Source organism: Segatella sp. (genome assembly GCF_977051555.1).
In genome coordinates this window covers 56996-76931 of record NZ_CDRSSE010000009.1, presented here as the reverse complement: position 1 = coordinate 76931, position 19936 = coordinate 56996, and the positions used below count along the sequence as shown (strand labels likewise).

The window sequence follows — 19936 nt, the reverse complement described above, 5'->3', positions numbered from 1 at the left end:
ACTGAAAAGAAGGCTGTAACATGAAATATAAGGCATAATTGTTTTAAATAATGTGAAAAAGTAACGTAATACTAAACTTTATATGTACTTTTGCATCGAATTAAATAAAAATAAGAAACAAATTAAAGAGAAAATATAAAAAAGAAGAAAGGATATGAAGATGAAAAGAATCATATTGACACTCACTATGCTGGTGGCTCTTGTAGCTACTGCATCTGCTCAGGCAGAGATTAAGTTCGACAAACTGATACACAACTTCGGTTCGTTCGAAGAGTCAAATCCGGTACAGAAGGCAACCTTTACCTTCACCAATGTGGGCAACAAGCCTTTGATTATCAACCAGGCTATTGCCAGCTGCGGCTGTACCATACCTTCTTACACCAAGAAGCCTGTCGCTCCAGGCGAGAAGGGACAGATTAGTGTTACCTATAACGGCAAGGGCATGTTCCCTGGTCATTTCAAGAAGAGCATCACCGTCCGTTCTAACGGCAATGTAGAAATGTCACGTCTCTATATAGAAGGTGTTATGACAGAAAAGAAATAATCTAGCTCAATACATATTTGAAAGTAAGCATGATTTTCTATTTCTCAGGAACTGGAAATACCAAGTGGGCAGCAGCCAGACTGGCAGCGGCTACACACGAAGACTTGATTCCTATCGCCCCTTATATGCGGGCGGATGATTCAAGCCACAATATAGCCGAGCCGTTTATTCTGAAAGAGAATGAACGGCTCGGATTCGTTTTCCCCGTACATGGCTGGAGGGTTCCACGCCTTGTAAGGGAGTTTATCAGGAAGATGAAGATACGGAGAGAAACTCCTGATGCGACTGCTGAAGACAAGGAGACGTTCAGAAAGCATCCTTTCGCCTATTGCGTCTGTACTGCAGGCGACAGCATCGGACTCACCATCGAAAACCTCAACGATACGATTGCGCTGAATGCATCGCTTCAGGCATTGGGCATCACGGAGGTTTCTGCTTCCTACTCGCTCATCATGCCGGAATCTTATGTGGGACTTCCTTTCATGGATGTTGATCCGAAGGAGCGCGAAGTTCGTAAGAAATCGAAATCGGCACAGGAACTGGCAGTTATCTGCGAAGAGATATTCGACAGGAAAGAGGGAGTGAACCGTCTGGTAAAAGGTCCTATCCCCTGGTTCTTCACCAAGGTTGTGGGCGGATTCTTCGAAAAGGTACTCATCACCGATAAGCGGTTTCATGTGGAGAAAGACAAGTGCGTGAAGTGTGGCATCTGTGCCAACGTCTGTCCTGTAGGCGATATCAAGGGCGGGCACGGAGAATACCCGGAATGGCTGCATCACAAGGATTGCCTCACCTGCTTTACCTGCTATCACCATTGTCCGCATCACGCCATCGAGTTTGGACGCCAGACTCAGAAGAAAGGACAATACTTTTATAAATAATCCGCCCATCTACCCTAACTGTTTATGAAGAAGACAATCATCTCTCTGATGCTCGCCTTCCTGGGCATCGCCAATCTCTATGCCGTAAAGGCTAAACCGGGCATCGCCAAGATTATGCTGGCTGATGGAACCGTAGCATGTGCTACCCTGCATGGCGACGAAACCTTCCACTACTACATGCTGCTGGACGGTACGCCCCTGCGGGAAACCCAAGACGGAAAACACGAAAAGATAACTGCTGAAGAGCTGAACACCCGAAAGACCCGTGCTTTCTCTTCAGAGAATCTTACAAGAGCATCAGAATTAGGAACCGTGAGCCCAAGATATTTCCCCCATAAGGGAAGTCCGAAGGCATTGGTACTCCTGGTGCAGTTTCAGGATGTGAAGTTCAAGAGTAGGGATCCGGTTGCTACATTCAACCATTACCTCAACGGAAAGAAGGGAGAAGCTATACCTGAGGCTGATAAAGAAGTGTTTATCACCAACGAGAATTACTGCCAGAACTACGGCAGCGTACAGCAGTATTTTGCTGAAATGAGCGATAACCAGTTCATACCACAGTTTGATGTTGTGGGTCCTATTACGGTAAGCAAGAATTCTGCCTATTATGGCAAGAACGGAGGTGACGACGGAAGCGACACCAACTATCCTCAGATGATTCAGGAAGCCTGCCAGCAGGTAGACGACAAGATTAACTTTGTCGATTACGACAGCGACGGCGACGGATATGTTGACCTGGTATATGTGATCTATGCCGGCTATTCAGAAAGCATCTCAGGCAATTCAGGCGATTGTCTCTGGCCGAAATCAGGTACCGTAGGAGTGGGAACCTATGACGGGAAAACTGTACGCCGGTTCGGTATCAACAACGAACTGAACAATACGCCTGCAGATACCAAAGACGGCAAATACTACATCAATGGTATCGGCCTCTTCTGTCATGAGTTTTCTCATACCCTCGGTTTGCCTGATATATATCCTACCAACGGAATCACAGAACACAACCAGAGTCCTGAATATTGGGACGTCATGGATATGGGCAGTTATCAGGCTAACGGCTATCAGCCTATCCCCTACTCACCATGGGAAAAGAGCATCGTAGGATGGAAACAACCTACCCTCCTTTCTGATACCGAGGCGCAACAGATAAAGCTGGAACCATACGACAAGGCATCGGACGCATTCAAGATTATAGCCAACAGTAATGGCGAATACCTGCTGCTGCAGAACATCAGAAACGAGGGATGGTACAAGGAGGCTTTTGGTTACGGATTGCTGGTATGGCGCATCGACTACGATGACAAGACTTCGGTAAACCTGGGGGATAATCCCAACAATACGCTAGGTAAGCCAAGGGTAATGATTGTTCCTGCAGACGGTATGATATATAACAGTTATAACGACAAAGTCAACGGCAATGATATTATAACGAGTCTTCAGAACGACCCGTTCCCAACCTACAAGGCAGGCTCTGCTACAGAGTACGAGGTGAACAGTCTGACCAGTATCACTCTGAACAACAGCGTTGACACGAGTCATCCGCTCTACAACATCACAAAGGATGAAGCAACAGGTCTGGTTACCTTCGATTATCTCAAGAACTTCTCTCCTACCGGAATCTCTTCGGTCATCATCGGCAAAGACAGACCGACAGCCTATTTTGACCTGGAAGGCAGAAAGGTTCCCGTTCCACAAAAGGGCAAGATTTACATTACAAATAAGGGACAGAAGATAGTATACTAATATATAAACAATGAGGGTGTGTCAAAAGTCTATGACACACCCTCATTGTTTAATATATTCTAGGACCGAAGATGGTGGTACCCACACGAACCATCGTGCTGCCGTGCTTAACGGCAATATGATAATCGTGACTCATACCCCAGCTACGCTCGCAGAAAGCATCATCATCGGCAAAATACTTTGCCTTTACCTCATCGAAGAATCGGGCAGCCTCATCAAACTCCTGAGCAATCTGCTGCTCATCATCGGTATTCGATGCCATCATCATGATGCCACAAATCTGCACATGCTTCATCTCTCTCCATTCGCCAGCCTCCAGAAGTTGGCGGCAAGCATCAAGAGAAAGACCCGATTTGGTATCTTCTTCTGCCAGATGAAGTTCCAGAAGAACCTTCACCACACGATCGTGCTTGGCAGCCTGCTTCTCAATCTCCTTAAGAAGTTTCAGACTGTCTACCGATTCAATCATCGAGATATAAGGTGCGATATACTTCACCTTATTGGTCTGCAGATGCCCAATGAAATGCCACTCGATATCCTCAGGCAGCGAAGCCACCTTCTTAGCAAGTTCCTGCTCGTGACTCTCGCCGAAGATACGCTGTCCTTCAGCATAAGCCTCCTCGATATACTCGTTGGGATGGAACTTGCTGATGGCAACGAGACGGACACCGGCAGGTAAGCTGCCCAGCACCTCATGGAGATTTCCTTTTACATCATAGTCCATATTTTGAATGTTGAATTATTTCTCCTCGTATTCAGGCACATCATTCTTCTCCTCTTTCTTCTCGCTAGGAGCATGGTGCTCGAATACATCCATCAGTTTGGTTTCGTTCAAACCAACCACATCATAATCAATCATGGTCTTGCCCATCACCTCATCAATATAACGGAGGGCACGGGCGAGAGACTTAGCCTGAACAAGATAAGTAACATTGCTGCGCTTCTCCTTCTCACTCTTCTCATCGATTGTGATGAACTGGAGTTTAGCCTTATACCACTTATCATCATCATCGACATCGCTGAAGAAGATTTCGCCGTAGCAAGCCTTGCCGATACCACTCACCTTCAACTCGCCGCTTACATAAACCGACATCTCATCGATGATGGCACTCTCAGCCTCGGTAAAGCTCAATGCATCTACTACGTATGCTTCAGAAACAACCTTCTCTGAACCATCCTCCATTGTCTTCTGATATTTCACTTTGGTCTCAAACCATGTACTTGTTCTACTTCTCATAATTACTTCTTACTTATTTTAATTAATTAGTCTAATCTTATAACATTTCTTGAAATTAAGTGCAAAGTTATAAAAAAGAAAGCAAAGAGCGACATATTTAAAGAGTTTTTAATCAAAAAATAAAATTTAACCGAAAGTTATTCTGAATTCTCATCTAATTTTCTTATCTTTGCAGCCGAATAGCGTAAATTGAAAAGACCGGCAGGTCTTATACTTCAATTTTCGACACGGATAATTAATAGAAAGAAACAATATTTTAAGATGCCAGAAATATCTGTACGCGGTCTTGAAATGCCAGAGTCACCTATCAGAAAGTTGGCTCCTCTGGCTGCCGCAGCAAAGAAACGTGGAGTAAAGGTATATCACCTCAACATCGGTCAGCCTGACCTTCCAACTCCTCAATGTGGCCTAGATGCCTTGAAGCATATAGACCGCACGGTCTTGGAGTATTCTCCAAGTCAGGGCTATCTCAGCTATCGCGAGAGGCTTGTAGATTACTATAAGAAATATAACATCAACGTAACTGCCGATGATATCATCATTACATCGGGAGGTTCTGAGGCTGTACTCTTCTCTTTCATGAGCTGCCTCAACCCTGGCGACGAGATTATCGTACCAGAACCAGCTTACGCTAACTATATGGCGTTTGCTATCTCGGCGGGTGCCAAGATCCGTACCATCGCTACAACGATAGAAGAAGGTTTCTCCCTGCCTAAGGTGGAGAAGTTTGAGGAACTTATCAATGAGCGCACCCGTGCCATCCTGATCTGTAACCCAAACAATCCTACAGGCTATCTCTATACCCGCAGAGAGATGAATCAGATTCGCGACCTGGTGAAGAAGTACGACCTCTATCTCTTCTCTGATGAGGTTTACCGTGAGTATATCTACACCGGCAGTCCTTATATCAGTGCGATGCACCTGGAAGGCATCGAGCAGAACACCGTTCTCATCGATTCTGTTTCGAAGCGTTACAGCGAGTGCGGTATCCGTGTAGGTGCCCTTATCACCAAGAATGCAGAAATTCGCAAGGCGGTGATGAAGTTCTGTCAGGCCCGTCTCTCTCCTCCACTGATCGGTCAGATTGTAGCCGAAGCTTCTCTGGATGCTCCAGAAGAGTACTACCGCGATGTATACGATGAGTATGTAGAGCGCCGTAAGTGCCTGATAGACGGACTGAACCGTATTCCTGGCGTATACTCTCCTATTCCTATGGGAGCCTTCTATACCGTAGCCAAACTGCCTATCGATGATTCTGACAAGTTCTGCCGCTGGTGTCTGGAGGAATTCAACTATGAGGGTGAAACCGTCATGATGGCTCCAGCCTCTGGTTTCTACACGACTCCGGGAGCCGGACACAATCAGGTTCGTGTAGCTTACGTCTTGAAGAAACACGATCTGGAGCGTGCTCTGGTAGTTCTGGGTAAGGCACTTGAGGCTTATCCGGGAAGAGTGGAAGACGAAGGACTATAACAATGTTGAATGCTGAATGTAATGAATTTTCCTCTATTTATAGCAAAGAGATTATATAGCGATCAGGGCGATAAACGTAAAGTTTCTCGCCCTGCTATTCATATTGCCACTGCAGGTGTTGCTATCGGACTCGCCATTATGATTATGTCGGTATGCGTAGTACTCGGATTCAAACATACCATACGCGACAAGGTGATAGGATTCGGAAGCCATATACAGGTGGCCGACTTCATGACGCTGCAGCAGCAAAACCAGTATCCGGTGGTCATGAACGACTCGATGGTCAACGTACTGAAAAAGATACCTGGCGTAAAACATGTGCAGAAATTTGCCATGAAAGAGGGAATCCTGAAGACGGACAGCGATTTCCTGGGCGTCATATTCAAAGGTGTAGGACCTGATTTCGATTCTACCTTTATCCATCAGAACATGATTGAAGGCAGCATCCCTAAGTTTGATGACAAAGCGAGTCATAACCAGATTCTCATCTCACAGCTGATGGCTGACAAGCTGAAGCTGAAGACGGGAGAACGCATCTTTGCCTACTTCTTTGATGACAACGGAGTGCGTATGCGCCGCTTCACCATCAAGGGTATCTATCAGACCAACCTGAAGAAGTATGATGAGGTAATGGTATACACCGACCTCTATACTGCCGTAAAGCTGAACGGATGGGAAGAAGACCAGGCGAGCGGTGCAGAACTGACCGTTAACGACTTCAACAAGCTCAACGAGACAGAAGACTATATCATAAATAAGGTGAACCGCACGGTAGACCACTATGGCGAAACCTACAGCAGTTCTACCATCAAGGACCTGAATCCAAACATCTTCCAATGGCTGAGTCTGATGGATCTGAATGTCTGGATTATTCTCGGTCTGATGCTGATAGTAGCCGGTGTCACCATGATCAGCGGCCTGCTCATCATCATTCTGGAACGCACCTCCATGATAGGCGTAATGAAGGCATTGGGTGCCCGCAACAAGACCATCCGCCACACCTTCCTGTGGTTTGCCGTCTTCATCATCGGCAAGGGTATGCTTCTGGGCAATGCCATCGCCCTCGGCATTCTTACCCTCCAGTACTTTACAGGCATCCTCAAACTCGATGCACAGACCTATTATGTAAGTACCGTTCCGGTAGAATTCAACTGGCTTGCCATCATAGCCCTGAACATTGCTACGCTGCTGATAAGCATCTTCATGCTCGTAGCACCAAGCTACCTGATTTCTCATATCCATCCAGCCAAATCAATGAGATATGAGTAAAATACAGTCTATAACACCACAATATGTAGACTAAAAAGGAAAAAAAATAATTATTTTATATAGTTTTTGAAAATAGTGCACATTTTATTTTGCAGTGTGCACTATTTTCATTATCTTTGCACAAAATTTTGTAAATTGTGCAATGAATTCAATACCAAGTTTTAACTCGTATATTGAGAACAGCATTATCAAGAATTGGAATCTGGATGCGCTCACCGATTACAAGGGCGCAACCCTCCAATATCACGATATTGCCAGAAAGATTGAGAAGCTACACATCCTGTTCGAAAACAGCGATGTAAAGAAGGGCGACAAGATTGCCGTCTGCGGAAGAAATAGTAGCCAGTGGGCAGTAGCCTTCCTGGCCATTATTACATACGGAGCCATTGTCGTACCTATACAGAACGAATTTAAGCCTGAGCAGATTCACAACATCGTGAACCACAGCGAAAGTAAACTTCTGTTCGTTGGTGACATGGTAGCTACAGAGATAACACCAGAGGAGATGCCTTCACTGGAAGGAATCATCTATCTTCCGGACAATTCGCTTGTCATCTCGCGCTCTGAGAAACTGACTTATGCGCGCGAGAACCTCAATGCAATGTTCGGACACAGATATCCTAAGTATTTCAGACCAGAACACGTGAAGTATCACGTAGACGATCCTGAAGAACTGGCAATGATCAACTATACCAGTGGAACTACCGGTTTCTCAAAAGGTGTGATGCTCCCATACAGAGCACTTTGGGGTAATCTCGACTACCTCATCGATTCAGTGAAACCTAAGATAGGTAAGAACTGCAACATCCTTTCTACCCTTCCAATGGCTCACATGTATGGACTCATGACAGAATTTCTCTTCAATATAGTATTGGGTAACCATATCTTCTTCCTTACCCGTCTGCCGAGCCCAACGCTCATCTCAGAGGCGTTGTCAGAAATCAAGCCAGACATCCTCTATGCAGTGCCGCTTGTAGTAGACAAGATTGTAAGAAAGGAAGTATTCCCACATATCCAAACCAACCGTGCACGACTGCTGATGAACATGCCTGTCATCAATAAGCGCATCAAGGAGAAGGTTCGCGAGTTTGTATTGAGAAAGTTTGGCGAACGTCCTTACGAGGTTGTTGTGGGTGGTGCTCCGCTCAACAAGGAGATAGAGAACTTCTTCATCAGCATAGGTTTCCCTATCGCAATGGGATATGGTACCACTGAGACTGCTCCACTTATCACCTTTGCCCATCAGGACAACTATGTAGCAGGAAGCTGTGGTGTTGCTGTGAAGCACATGGAGGTAAAGGTTTTGAGCGATGACCCGGAGAACGTAGCCGGTGAACTGGTTTGCCGCGGCATCAATGTGATGAAGGGCTATTACAAGAACCAGGAGGCAACAGATGCCGTAATAGATAAAGACGGATGGTTCCATACAGGCGACCTGGCAACGATGGACGCCGACGGACATTTCTTCGTAAGAGGCAGAAGCAAGAACATGCTGCTGGGACCTAACGGACAGAACATCTATCCGGAAGAGATTGAGGACAAGCTCAACTCTATGGCGATGGTCAACGAGAGCATCGTAATACAGAGCGATGACAAGCTGGTAGCTCTGGTTCATCCAGATATGGAAGAAGTTAACAACCTCGGCTTTACAGACGAAGACCTGGAGAACATCATGGAGCAGAACCGCAAGGAACTGAACATGCAGATACCTAGCTTCGCAAAGGTGTCACGCATCAAACTACATGATCAGGAATTTGAAAAGACAGCCAAGAAGTCTATCAAGCGTTACCTCTATCAGAACGCTATCTAGAGACAGCCAATATCTGCTGACAGTATATCAGCAGATATTAGCTATCATCAGCAAACAGACTTCAGTACGAGAAAAATATAAAAAAGCAAATCGTTAAATAACAAGAATATGGAGATTCCAAGCTTTAACGCACTAATCCAAAAGAGCATCGTAGACCATTGGGATATGGATGCTCTGACAGACTACAAGGGAGCAACCTTGCAGTACCATGATGTAGCACGCAAAATTGAGAAGCTACACATCATGTTTGAGAACTCTGGTGTAGTAAAGGGCGACAAGATAGCACTTTGCGGTAGAAATAGCGCAAACTGGGCTGTAGCATTCCTTGCTACCCTTACCTATGGTGCCATTGCCGTACCTATCCTGCATGAATTCATGCCAGACCAGATTCACAACATCGTAAACCACAGCGATGCCAAACTGCTCTTTGTGGGTGATGTTGTAGCTACACAGATTGATGCAACGAAGATGCCAGCTCTTGAAGGCATCATCTATATACCGGATTATTCACTTGTCGTTTCACGTACCGACAAGTTGACTTATGCGCGCGAACACCTCAACGAGATGTTCGGTATCAAATATCCTAAGTACTTCCGCAAAAACCATGTCAACTACTATATGGAACAGAATCCGGATGAGTTGGCAATGATCAACTATACCAGCGGAACTACCGGTTTCTCCAAGGGAGTAATGGTTCCATACCGTGCACTATGGGGCAATGCAGATTTCGCAGAGAACGTACTGGGTAAGAAGATCAAGCAGGGAGATTCTGTTATCAGTATCCTGCCGATGGCCCACATGTACGGCATGGCGTTTGAATTTATCTTCGAATTTATCAAGGGCTGCCACGTCTTCTATCTCACCCGCATCCCTAGTCCAGCCATCATCGCCGAGGCATTCGGCCGCATCAAGCCAGCCGTCATCATAGCTGTACCTCTGGTTATCGAGAAGATTATCCGCAAGAAGGTATTCCCTAAAATCCAGAACAACCGCATGCGTATGCTGCTCCACATGCCTGTGATCAGCAAGAAGGTGAAGGAGAAGATATGCGACCAGGTATCCAATGCCTTCGGTGGCAACTTCTACGAGGTGATTATCGGTGGTGCAGCCTTTAACCAGGAAGTGGAAAGTTTCCTCCATAGCGTAGGTTTCAAATATACCGTGGGATATGGCGCAACAGAATGTGCCCCTATCATCTGCTACGAGGATTACAAAAACTTCGTACCGGGCTCTTGCGGTAAGGCTGCCCTCCACATGATGGTCCGCATCGACAGTCCTGATCCTGAGAATGTACCAGGCGAAATCCTTGCCAAGGGTCCTAACGTAATGTTGGGTTACTATAAGAATGAGGAAGCTACCAAGCAGACCATCGACGAGAACGGATGGTATCATACAGGCGACCTCGGAACCATGGATGGTGACGGCAACGTCTTCATCAAGGGTCGTAGCAAGAACATGCTGCTCGGTGCAAACGGTCAGAATATCTACCCTGAGGAGATTGAGGATAAGCTTAACTCTTTGGCTCTGGTAGCGGAAAGCGTGGTTGTACAGAAGGGCAACAAGCTCATTGCTCTGGTTCACCCAGACTATGATGAAGCTCAGACCCTGAATCTCGGTACCAAAGAACTGACAGATGTCATGGAGCAGAACCGCCAGGAACTCAACACCATGATTCCTGCTTACAGCAAAGTATCAGAAATACGTATACATGAAGATGAGTTTGAAAAGACTCCTAAGAAGAGCATCAAGCGATTCCTCTATACGGCAGAGTAAAGAAAGAACCTGTATTATGAAATAAAAAATGGTGTGACTTCGGTTTTGAAGTCACACCATTTTTTATAAGTTATAAATTATAATAAAGTATTCGAGCGGATTCTGGACAGCGTTTCCGGAGTCATCTGCAGATAACTTGCGATATAGGTGAGCGGAGCACGCAGAACCACCTGTGGGCTCATTTCGCACAGGCGCTTATATTTATTAGGTGCCGACTCAAATCGCATCAGATCGGCATGAATCTGAGACTGAATCAAACTCTCTTCCAATATTTTACGATAAAGCATCTGGATATTAACATTACGCATAGCAGCCGCCTCCAGCTTTTTCTTCGGTAGCATATACACCAGCGTAGGCTCCAAAGCTTCCACCTGCAGGTGGGTAGGCTCTTCCTTAAAGAGGCTCTCAATGCACATAAAGATGGTATGATCCACACCCAGATGTTCGGTCACCTCCTTGCCATTCTTAAAGTAAAATTGGCGCACCAATCCCTTCTCGATGTACGAGATACCCATGCACTGTTCACCTTCAGGCAAGATCATCTCGCCCTTGGCATACTTGATAGGCTCAAGGATATCTTCCACAACATCGAGCTCATCATAAGTCATCGTACTATATTTACGCGCCAATTCGCGCGCAATATCACGCTTAGGGGTAATTACTTTAAAGTCTGCCATAATACTTAACCTCCTTTTCCATTATACTTATATTAAATCATTAGTCGAGTTTGAGCACAGCAAGGAAGGCTTTCTGTGGAACTTCCACATTACCAATCTGCTTCATGCGCTTCTTACCCTTCTTTTGCTTCTCAAGCAACTTGCGCTTACGGCTTACGTCACCACCATAACATTTGGCAGTAACATCCTTGCGCACCTGCTTAACAGTCTCACGTGCCACAATCTTGGCACCGATAGCTGCCTGGATAGCAATATCGAACTGCTGACGAGGTATGAGGTCCTTCAACTTCTCGCACATTCTGCGACCAAAGCTCACAGAGTTTTCGCGGTGAGTCAAAGTACTCAAAGCATCTACAGGCTCTCCATTCAACAGGATATCGAGCTTCACCAGGTCGGAATGACGGAATGAATCGATATGATAGTCGAACGAAGCATATCCCTTGGAGATACTCTTCAGCTTGTCATAGAAGTCGATGACGATTTCTCCCAACGGCAACATGAAGTGGAGCTCAACACGGTTTCCACTCACATATTCCTGGTTGATGAGTTCGCCTCGTTTGTCCAGACAGAGTTTCATGATAGGTCCAATATAATTGGTTGCCGTAATGATGGTTGCCCGGATATATGGTTCCTCAATATGGTCTATCAGCGTTGGGTCTGGCAATCCGGAAGGATTGTGAACCTCTTTCACACCGCCCTGCTTGTCGTATACCATATAAGATACGTTAGGTACGGTAGTGATGACATCCATATTAAACTCACGGTCCAGTCTCTCCTGTACGATTTCCATGTGGAGCAAACCGAGGAATCCGCAACGGAAACCGAAGCCCAAAGCCACAGAACTCTCTGGTGAGAAAGTCAATGAAGCATCATTGAGCTGCAGTTTTTCGAGCGATGCCCGCAGATTCTCGTAATCGCTAGGATCGATAGGATAAACACCAGCAAATACCATAGGTTTCACTTCCTGGAAACCCGCAATCGCCTTGTCACAAGGACGGGCGATATGGGTAATGGTATCACCCACCTTTACCTCGGTAGCATTCTTGATACCCGAGATGATATAACCTACCTCACCGGTACCCAATTCCTGGCGTGGAATCATATCCATCTTCAATACACCGATTTCATCAGCATCATATTCCATGCCGGTATTGAAGAACTTCACCTTATCTCCCTTACGGATCACGCCATTCTCTATCTTGAAATAGGCGATGATGCCGCGGAAAGAGTTGAATACAGAGTCGAAAATCAAAGCCTGAAGCGGTGCCTTCTCGTCTCCTACCGGAGCAGGAACACGATTAACAACAGCTTCCAATATGTCTTCTACACCCTCACCGGTCTTACCTGATGCACGGAGAATATCCTCATGCTTGCAACCAATCAGGTCTACAATTTCGTCTTCTACCTCATCAGGCATAGCCGATGGCATATCTATCTTATTGATTACCGGAATAATCTCCAGATCGTGATCGATAGCCATATAGAGGTTTGAAATGGTCTGTGCCTGAACGCCCTGAGTGGCGTCAACAACTAGCAGTGCTCCCTCGCAAGCAGCGATGGAACGGGAAACTTCGTATGAGAAGTCAACGTGTCCCGGAGTATCGATAAGATTCAGGATATAGGTCTGTCCATCCTTTGCCTTATATTCCATTTGGATAGCATGGCTCTTGATTGTGATACCACGTTCTCTTTCCAAATCCATATCATCAAGCATCTGTCCTTCAGTAATCTTGATGGTCTGAGTCTTCTCCAGAAGTCGGTCTGCCAAGGTACTTTTACCATGGTCTATATGTGCAATAATGCAGAAATTTCTTATTTTATTTATATTCTCCATATAATTTTTCTCTCTTTAGAGTGCAAAGATAGTATTTTTTTTCGTATCTTTGCACAAAATATTGAAAATAATAGAGATTTTTAGATAAAAAGTAGAAAAATCATGAAGAAAAAGTTGATTTACATCGGTATTTTTGCTTCTTTGCTCGTTTCTTGTACAGAAAGTCTGGAGGACAAAGCGGCTCGTGAAGCCAAGGAGTATACTGAAAAATACTGTCCTACTCCATACGTCAACGACGCCAGGACTGACAGTGCTGCATTTGATAAAACCAAGAAGATATATACGTACTATATCTCTTTGAGAAACAAGGCAGATAACAAGAAGGCGATTGATGCCAACAAGGATAAACTCCATAAGGTTCAGAAGGAAGCCCTGGACAATAACCCTGGTCTGAAGAAATATAAGGAAGAGCATTTCACCTTCCGTTTCGTATATCATTCGGCTAAGAACCCGAAGGAGGTGTTGCTGGATGATACCTTCAAGTATTAGAAAAGGCACGGAGTACTAGCTAGTAATCCGTGCCTAAAATACTCTTAATATCCCATTTCCTGCAAAGCTGTCGCCAACTGGTCTGGACAGCTTGTAGGCTTATTGCCACAAGTGATACCCTTCAGTCGGGCGATGACATCCTTTGCCTTCATGCCTTTAATCAAAGCACAAACGCCCTTGGTATTGCCATCGCAGCCTCCGATGAACTGGGCATCCTGCACATTTCCATCTTCATCTATACTGATGCAGATGTATTTTGAGCAGGTGCCATGAGTCTGATAAGTTACCTTCTGCAACTTATCCTGTTTGTCTTGCTGCAACATAATGCTTATTCTGCGTCTGCAGGAATTTCTGGCTTCATGTTGGTATATACAGTCTGAACATCGTCAAACTCTTCCAACTTCTCAACCATCTTGTCGATAGTTTCGCGCTCCTCAGGAGTTACATCCTTCAAATCGTTAGGGATGTACGTGAACTCAGCACCAGTTACCTCGAAACCCTCAGCCTCCAGGTGCTTCTGAATTTCGCCGAAGCTTGTAGGAGCACCATAGATTGTGATTTCGTTGTTCTCCTCATCCTCATCAAACTCATCTTCTACGCCGTAGTCGATCAGGTCGAGAATCATCTCATCCATATCCAGACCTTCCTTCTTCTTGAATGTGAACACAGCCTTGTGGTCGAAGAGGTAAGACAGAGAACCTGTTGTACCCAAGTTTCCGCTGAACTTGTTGAAGATAGAACGAACGTCAGCAACAGTACGTGTAGTGTTGTCTGTCAGAGTATCAACGAAGACAGCCACTCCGTGAGGGCCATATCCCTCGTATGTTACTTCCTTGTAATCGCTGGTATCCTTGCCACAAGCGTTCTTGATGGCACGAGCGATGTTATCCTTAGGCATGTTCTCACGCTTACAGTTAGCGATGATAGCACGCAAGGTTGGGTTGTTCTCTGGTTCTGGACCGCCTGCCTTCACAGCAATAGCAATCTGCTTACCCAACTTAGTAAATGTCTTGGCCATGTGGCCCCATCTTTTCAGCTTTGTAGCTTTACGATATTCAAATGCTCTTCCCATTGGAATTTAATTTTAAATGTTTATCGTTTGTTTATAATATTATCTTACATTCTGCACTGAGCGCCTTCTGCATTATCTCAATTCTGCATTGAGCTTGCTTGTAAGGTTAGCTATGAGCTTCTTCATGATAGCATCTATCTGCTTGTCATTCAATGTCTTCTCCTCATCCTGCAGGATGAAGTTAACGGCATAACTCTTCTTGCCCTCTGGCAAATGCTCACCCTCGTAAACATCAAAGAGAACAACGCTCTTCAGAAGTTTCTTCTCTGTCTGGTGGGCAATCTGCTCAATCTGAGCGAACTCTACATTCTTGTCTACGAGCAATGCAAGGTCGCGACTAACTGAAGGATACTTGCTGATGTCGGTGTAAGTAAGGTTCACCTTCTTCACTGCCTTCATCAGGTTATCCCAGTGGATATCAGCATAGAATACATCCTGCTCAATATCGAATGCTTTCTTCAGCTTCAGGCTCAGGATACCCAGTTCTACCAACACCTTTCCGGCACGGGTCTCGTAACTTACGCCCTTAGAGAAGATGTTATTGTCGCTGTGCTTGATAACCACGTTGTTCTGTGGCATACCCACACGGCGGAGAATATTCTCTACCACAGCCTTCAGCTCGTAGATGTTGCTCTGCTCATCAGCATGAGCCCAACTGCCTTCTACGCGCTTACCGGTGATGAAGAGAGACATGTGAGCCTCCTGAGAGTAAGCCTTGATAGGACTCTCCTCGCTCCACTTCTCCTTATTATATAAATAGGTGTTACCCACCTCGAAGAACTTCAGGTTCTGGCTCTTATGGTTGATGTTGCGAACCACGCTCTCCAAACCACCGAACAGCAGCGTCTGGCGCATCACACCGAGATCAGCACTCAATGGGTTCATCACCTTCACGGTTGTATCGTTAGGATACTTGTTGAGGTCGAAGTCGGTATAGTAGCTAGCCTTGCTCAGAGAGTTGTTGAGAATCTCCATGAAGCCCTCGCCTACCAGCTGCTCTGCCACGAGGTTCTGGCTGTGATAAGCCTTGTCCTCATCGCCCTGAACAGTCAGGGAGCTCTTCAACTGGGTTGGAATCTCCACATTATTATATCCGTAGATACGGAGGATATCCTCTACCACGTCACAAGGACGCTGAACATCTACACGATAAGCAGGAACCAGAAGGTCGATGCCCTCAGCATCCTCCTTCACAATCTTCATCTCGAGAGATGTGGCGATGTTCTTGATGGTTTCAGCACCAATCTCCTTACCGATGAGGCGATGCGCATACTCATAGTTCAGGCGAACTGGGAAATCCTGCATTGGCTCTGGATATACATCCTTGATCTGCATAGAAATCTTACCGCCAGCTAACTGCTTGCAGAGGATGGCAGCCTGCTTCAATGCATAAATCTGTCCGTTTGGATCTACACCACGCTCAAAACGGTAGCTGGCATCTGTACTCAAACCATGACGGCGAGCGCTCTTGCGAATCCATGTAGGATGGAAGTAAGCACTCTCCAAGACAACATCCTTGGTTGTCTCGTAAGTACCGGAACCCTTACCGCCGAAGATACCGGCGATACACATAGGCTCCTCAGCATTGCAGATGCTCAGGTCGTGCTCACCCAAGGTATGCTCCTCGCCATCGAGAGTAACAAACTTGGTGCCCTCTGGCTGGGTACGAACTACAATCTTATGACCGGTAACCATGTCTGCATCGAAGCAGTGCAATGGCTGGCCGTATGCCATCATGATGTAGTTGGTGATATCCACGATATTGTTGATAGGGCGCAAGCCGATGATGTTCAGCTTATCCTGCAACCACTTAGGACTTTCCTTCACCTCACAACCGGTGATGCTTACACAGGCATAACGCTTGCAAGCCTCAGTATTCTGGATTTCAACATCGATAGGAAGATCCTCGTTGTCTACCACAAACTCATCGCAAGAAGGGCGATGCAAACTTGTCTTGTAGCCATTCTGCTTCAACCAGGCATACAGGTCGCGGGCTACACCCCAGTGACCGAGCGCATCAGCACGGTTGGCTGTGATATCTATCTCGATGAGCCAGTCGCTCTCCAGGTGATAATACTCAGCAGCAGGCTGACCTACCGGAGCATCTTCTGGGAGTACGATGATGCCGTCGTGAGAGGTACCTACACCAATCTCATCCTCAGCACAGATCATACCCAAGCTCTCTACACCGCGGAGTTTGCTCTTCTTGATGGTAAAACTCTGGTCGCCATCGTAAAGCACGCAGCCCAAATCAGCCACGATAACCTTCTGACCTGCAGCAACGTTAGGAGCACCACAGACTATCTGCTGAGGTTCACCCTTGCCCAAGTCAACGGTTGTAACATGAAGGTGATCACTATTAGGATGCTCCTCGCATGTCAATACTTTACCAACATAGAGACCTTTCAGTCCGCCCTTGACAGACTGAACTTCTTCCAAAGCGTCAACTTCGAGTCCGCAAGAGGTCAACGCGTCCGCAGTCTCCTGTGGTGTCAAATCGAAATCGACGTATTCTTTAAGCCATTTGTATGAAACGTTCATTATAATGATTTTTTATTTTATTTCTATTTTGAAAAACCCTAAGAAACATCATTCGGGCTATGCATGTTCTAAAACTCTGCAAAAATACAAAAAAAAATGCATATAAACAAATAACATTCGCCATTTTTGCACTATTTAAAATAAATACATGCAAAAATGGCGAATGCCTTGGTTTTTATTCGAAAACTTCGTCGATACTGCCAGTTCCTACTTCCTCTGAGTCATCCTGTTCGGCTGCCTTGCGGGAACAAGGATTGTAGTCTTCCGGCAAATCGAACTTGATAGCAGGACTGATACCCAGCGACGGGTCGGCATAAACCTTCTTCATGAATATCGCCCAGATAGGCAAAGCCATGGTAGCGCCCTGACCCATACTCATGGAATCGAAGTGGATATCACGCTCCTCACCACCTACCCAGCAGCCACTTACGAGTTGTGGAGTAAAGCCGATAAACCAACCGTCGCTGTTGTTGTTGGTAGTACCGGTCTTGGCGCCAATCTGTCCTTCCAGGTTATAACGGTAGCGCAGTCTTCCTGCCGTACCATTATCCACAACGCCCATCAGCATGGTAAGCATCTTCATGGCATTATCGGCACTGATCACCTCGTTCATACGTGGCTGGAAGGTAGCAATCGTATTACCTTCGTTATCCTCGATACGGCTCACAAACATTGGAGCAGTACGGATGCCGTGGTTGGCAAATACGGTATAAGCGCTCACCATCTCGCTGACACTTACCTCACATGGTCCCAGACAGAGACTCATGGATGCATGGATATCAGGATTGTTGATGCCGAAGTCGCGCAACATCTGTACGAACTGCTGCGGATTGAGCTTACTCATCAGATAAGCACTCACCCAGTTGCTACTCTGCGCCAATCCCCAACTCAGCGGAACCATCTGTCCGGCACGTGAATGGTTGGCATTGCGAGGTGTCCACGGACGACCTGCCACCATATAGGTCTGCTGACGGTTAGGCGCCAGATCGCAAGGCTGGAAGCCGTTAGACATCGCCAGACTGTAAAGGAATGGCTTGATGGTAGAACCCACCTGCCGGCGTCCCAGACTCACCATATCATACATGAAATGAGTATAATCCAATCCACCCACATACGCCTTCACAGCACCCGTCTTAGGATCCATGCTCATAAAACCGCTACGCAGAAAGCTCTTGTAATAACGGATAGAATCGAGCGGACTCATCAGCGTATCAATATCACCATGATAGGTAAATACGGTCATCTCCTGCTTCTTGCGGAATGCCGCCTTGATTTCATCCTCAGAATATCCCGCAGCCTTCATCGTACGGTAACGCTCGCTCTGGGTGATACTGCGGTTCAGTATACTCTTAATCTGTTCCGGTGTCAGCTTATCGCTGTATGGCGAGCTTGGTTTGCGGGCTATCTCTGCACTGAAGCGAGGCTGCAGATAGCGGGCTACATGCTGATACATAGCCTCTTCCGCATACTGCTGCATACGGCTATCGATAGTTGTAAACACCTTCAGTCCATCACTGTATACATTATATGGCGAACCATCCTTCTTATAGTTCTTGTTGCACCATCCATAGAGCGGATCATTCTCCCACTGGATAGAATCCACCACAAACTGGGCACGGTTCCAAGAAGGATAATCACTACGCTCCGGACGCTTAGCCATCATATACTGGCGAAGGAACTCACGCAGATAAGTAGCCGAACCATCCTTATGGTCGGTACGGTGGAAATTGAGTGTCAGCGGCTCAGCAGCATACTGGCTATACTCGCTCCGGCTCAGATATCCCGCCTTCACCATCTGCGAAAGAACCACATTTCTGCGCTCCCTGGCTCTCTCCGGATAGCGAACCGGATTGAAGAGCGACGGATTCTTGCACAGTCCGATGAGTGTTGCCGACTCACAGAGGGTCAGATTCTTCGGTTCCTTATTAAAATAGGTATTTGCCGCCGTCTTGATTCCTACAGCATTGTGCAGGAAATCGAAGTAATTGAGATAGAGAGCCAGAATCTCCTCTTTGGTATAATAGCGTTCCAGCTTCACCGCAATCACCCACTCTATCGGCTTCTGCAACAATCGTTCCATCGTACTGCCTGCCTTCTCAGAATAAAGCTGCTTGGCGAGCTGCTGCGTGATGGTACTTCCACCACCCGCATTAGTCTGTCCCAGGATACCACGCTTGACGATGGCACGTCCCAGTGCACGGAAGTCGATACCCGAATGCTCATAGAATCGCTCATCCTCAGTAGCCACCAGCGCCTTAATTAAATAAGGTGACATCTTCTTGTAAGGAATCACGATACGGTTCTCCTTGTTCAGGTTCCACGTACCAAGCACCTTGCCATCGGCAGAGTAAACCTGGGTGGCAAATCTGTTGATAGGATTCTGCAGATCCTCGATGTCGGGCATGTAGCCAATCATTCCAAACCAGATGGCAACAAAGGCAAGAATTACCATGAGTATTCCAGTGCCGAAAACAGCCCATAAAATATGTATAAATCGCTTTCTCATCACTATTTCTTTAAATATTTGTGCAAAATTACATAAAAGTTTTGACTTATCGCACATAAATCAGATTTTTTATGTAACTTTGGGGGC

The 19936-nt window shown here is 46.2% G+C and carries 16 protein-coding genes; 8 read left to right on the top strand and 8 right to left on the bottom strand.

The genetic code is table 11. The annotated features are described in order from the left end of the window. The first annotated feature begins 160 nt into the window (after positions 1 to 160). The 3 genes from ACWJAO_RS03865 to ACWJAO_RS03855 are packed head-to-tail and all read left to right on the top strand — an operon-like array spanning position 161 to position 3168. Positions 161 to 544: a DUF1573 domain-containing protein gene (locus ACWJAO_RS03865; protein ID WP_449139322.1), complete on the top strand. Its 384-nt coding sequence runs from the start codon at positions 161 to 163 to the stop codon at positions 542 to 544. Positions 545 to 573: 29 nt separating this feature from the next. Next, positions 574 to 1425 (top strand): EFR1 family ferrodoxin, encoded by an 852-nt coding sequence (locus ACWJAO_RS03860; protein WP_287823021.1) that lies wholly within the window; start codon positions 574 to 576, stop codon positions 1423 to 1425. Positions 1426 to 1449: 24 nt separating this feature from the next. Further along, positions 1450 to 3168, top strand: a complete 1719-nt coding sequence (locus ACWJAO_RS03855) for a M6 family metalloprotease domain-containing protein (RefSeq protein WP_449139314.1) — start codon at positions 1450 to 1452, stop codon at positions 3166 to 3168. 49 nt (positions 3169 to 3217) lie between these two features. Here the strand turns inward: ACWJAO_RS03855 and ACWJAO_RS03850 are convergent, their stop codons facing one another. Both ACWJAO_RS03850 and ACWJAO_RS03845 read right to left on the bottom strand, forming a co-directional pair. Then, a complete protein-coding gene (locus ACWJAO_RS03850; protein WP_449139313.1) occupies positions 3218 to 3892 on the bottom strand; it encodes a YggS family pyridoxal phosphate-dependent enzyme in 675 nt (224 codons plus the stop codon). Positions 3893 to 3907: 15 nt separating this feature from the next. Continuing rightward, on the bottom strand, positions 3908 to 4405 hold the full coding sequence (locus ACWJAO_RS03845) for a DUF4494 domain-containing protein (RefSeq protein ID WP_449139312.1): 498 nt from the start codon (positions 4403 to 4405) through the stop codon (positions 3908 to 3910). Between the two features lie 261 nt (positions 4406 to 4666). Here ACWJAO_RS03845 and ACWJAO_RS03840 point away from each other — a divergent pair, with 261 nt between their 5' ends. The 4 genes from ACWJAO_RS03840 (at position 4667) to ACWJAO_RS03825 (ending at position 10730) form a co-directional block, all read left to right on the top strand. Further along, entirely contained in the window at positions 4667 to 5878 is a 1212-nt protein-coding gene (locus ACWJAO_RS03840) for a pyridoxal phosphate-dependent aminotransferase (RefSeq protein ID WP_296080507.1), read from the top strand. Between the two features lie 21 nt (positions 5879 to 5899). Next, the gene (locus tag ACWJAO_RS03835; protein WP_117729161.1) at positions 5900 to 7147 is read left to right on the top strand and encodes an ABC transporter permease; all 1248 of its coding nucleotides are present in this window, start codon (positions 5900 to 5902) and stop codon (positions 7145 to 7147) included. Positions 7148 to 7289: 142 nt separating this feature from the next. After that, the gene (locus ACWJAO_RS03830; RefSeq protein WP_449139311.1) at positions 7290 to 8957 is read left to right on the top strand and encodes an AMP-binding protein; all 1668 of its coding nucleotides are present in this window, start codon (positions 7290 to 7292) and stop codon (positions 8955 to 8957) included. Between the two features lie 108 nt (positions 8958 to 9065). Beyond that, positions 9066 to 10730: an AMP-binding protein gene (locus tag ACWJAO_RS03825; RefSeq protein ID WP_317576485.1), complete on the top strand. Its 1665-nt coding sequence runs from the start codon at positions 9066 to 9068 to the stop codon at positions 10728 to 10730. A gap of 77 nt (positions 10731 to 10807) precedes the next feature. Here the strand turns inward: ACWJAO_RS03825 and ACWJAO_RS03820 are convergent, their stop codons facing one another. Both ACWJAO_RS03820 and lepA read right to left on the bottom strand, forming a co-directional pair. Then, on the bottom strand, positions 10808 to 11407 hold the full coding sequence (locus ACWJAO_RS03820; RefSeq protein WP_117729167.1) for a Crp/Fnr family transcriptional regulator: 600 nt from the start codon (positions 11405 to 11407) through the stop codon (positions 10808 to 10810). A 40-nt stretch (positions 11408 to 11447) separates the two neighbouring features. Beyond that, positions 11448 to 13241 (bottom strand): translation elongation factor 4, encoded by a 1794-nt coding sequence (lepA, locus tag ACWJAO_RS03815; protein WP_264899172.1) that lies wholly within the window; start codon positions 13239 to 13241, stop codon positions 11448 to 11450. Between the two features lie 102 nt (positions 13242 to 13343). On the opposite strand from lepA, the gene ACWJAO_RS03810 reads away from it, so the two are divergent. Further along, positions 13344 to 13730 carry a hypothetical protein gene (locus ACWJAO_RS03810; RefSeq protein WP_287842198.1) on the top strand — a complete coding sequence of 129 codons (387 nt, stop codon included), beginning with the start codon at positions 13344 to 13346 and terminating at the stop codon, positions 13728 to 13730. Between the two features lie 44 nt (positions 13731 to 13774). Here ACWJAO_RS03810 and ACWJAO_RS03805 read toward each other — a convergent pair whose 3' ends face one another. The 4 genes from ACWJAO_RS03805 to ACWJAO_RS03790 all read right to left on the bottom strand — a co-directional run bounded on the left by ACWJAO_RS03805 (position 13775) and on the right by ACWJAO_RS03790 (position 19849). After that, complete coding sequence (locus ACWJAO_RS03805; RefSeq protein WP_287798304.1) at positions 13775 to 14053, bottom strand: TIGR03905 family TSCPD domain-containing protein; 279 nt, start codon at positions 14051 to 14053, stop codon at positions 13775 to 13777. 5 nt (positions 14054 to 14058) lie between these two features. After that, positions 14059 to 14802 carry a YebC/PmpR family DNA-binding transcriptional regulator gene (locus ACWJAO_RS03800; RefSeq protein WP_449139310.1) on the bottom strand — a complete coding sequence of 248 codons (744 nt, stop codon included), beginning with the start codon at positions 14800 to 14802 and terminating at the stop codon, positions 14059 to 14061. Between the two features lie 72 nt (positions 14803 to 14874). Beyond that, positions 14875 to 17343 carry a phenylalanine--tRNA ligase subunit beta gene (gene pheT / locus ACWJAO_RS03795; protein ID WP_449139309.1) on the bottom strand — a complete coding sequence of 823 codons (2469 nt, stop codon included), beginning with the start codon at positions 17341 to 17343 and terminating at the stop codon, positions 14875 to 14877. A 175-nt stretch (positions 17344 to 17518) separates the two neighbouring features. After that, on the bottom strand, positions 17519 to 19849 hold the full coding sequence (locus ACWJAO_RS03790) for a penicillin-binding protein 1A (RefSeq protein WP_449139308.1): 2331 nt from the start codon (positions 19847 to 19849) through the stop codon (positions 17519 to 17521). Between the last annotated feature and the right edge of the window lie 87 nt (positions 19850 to 19936).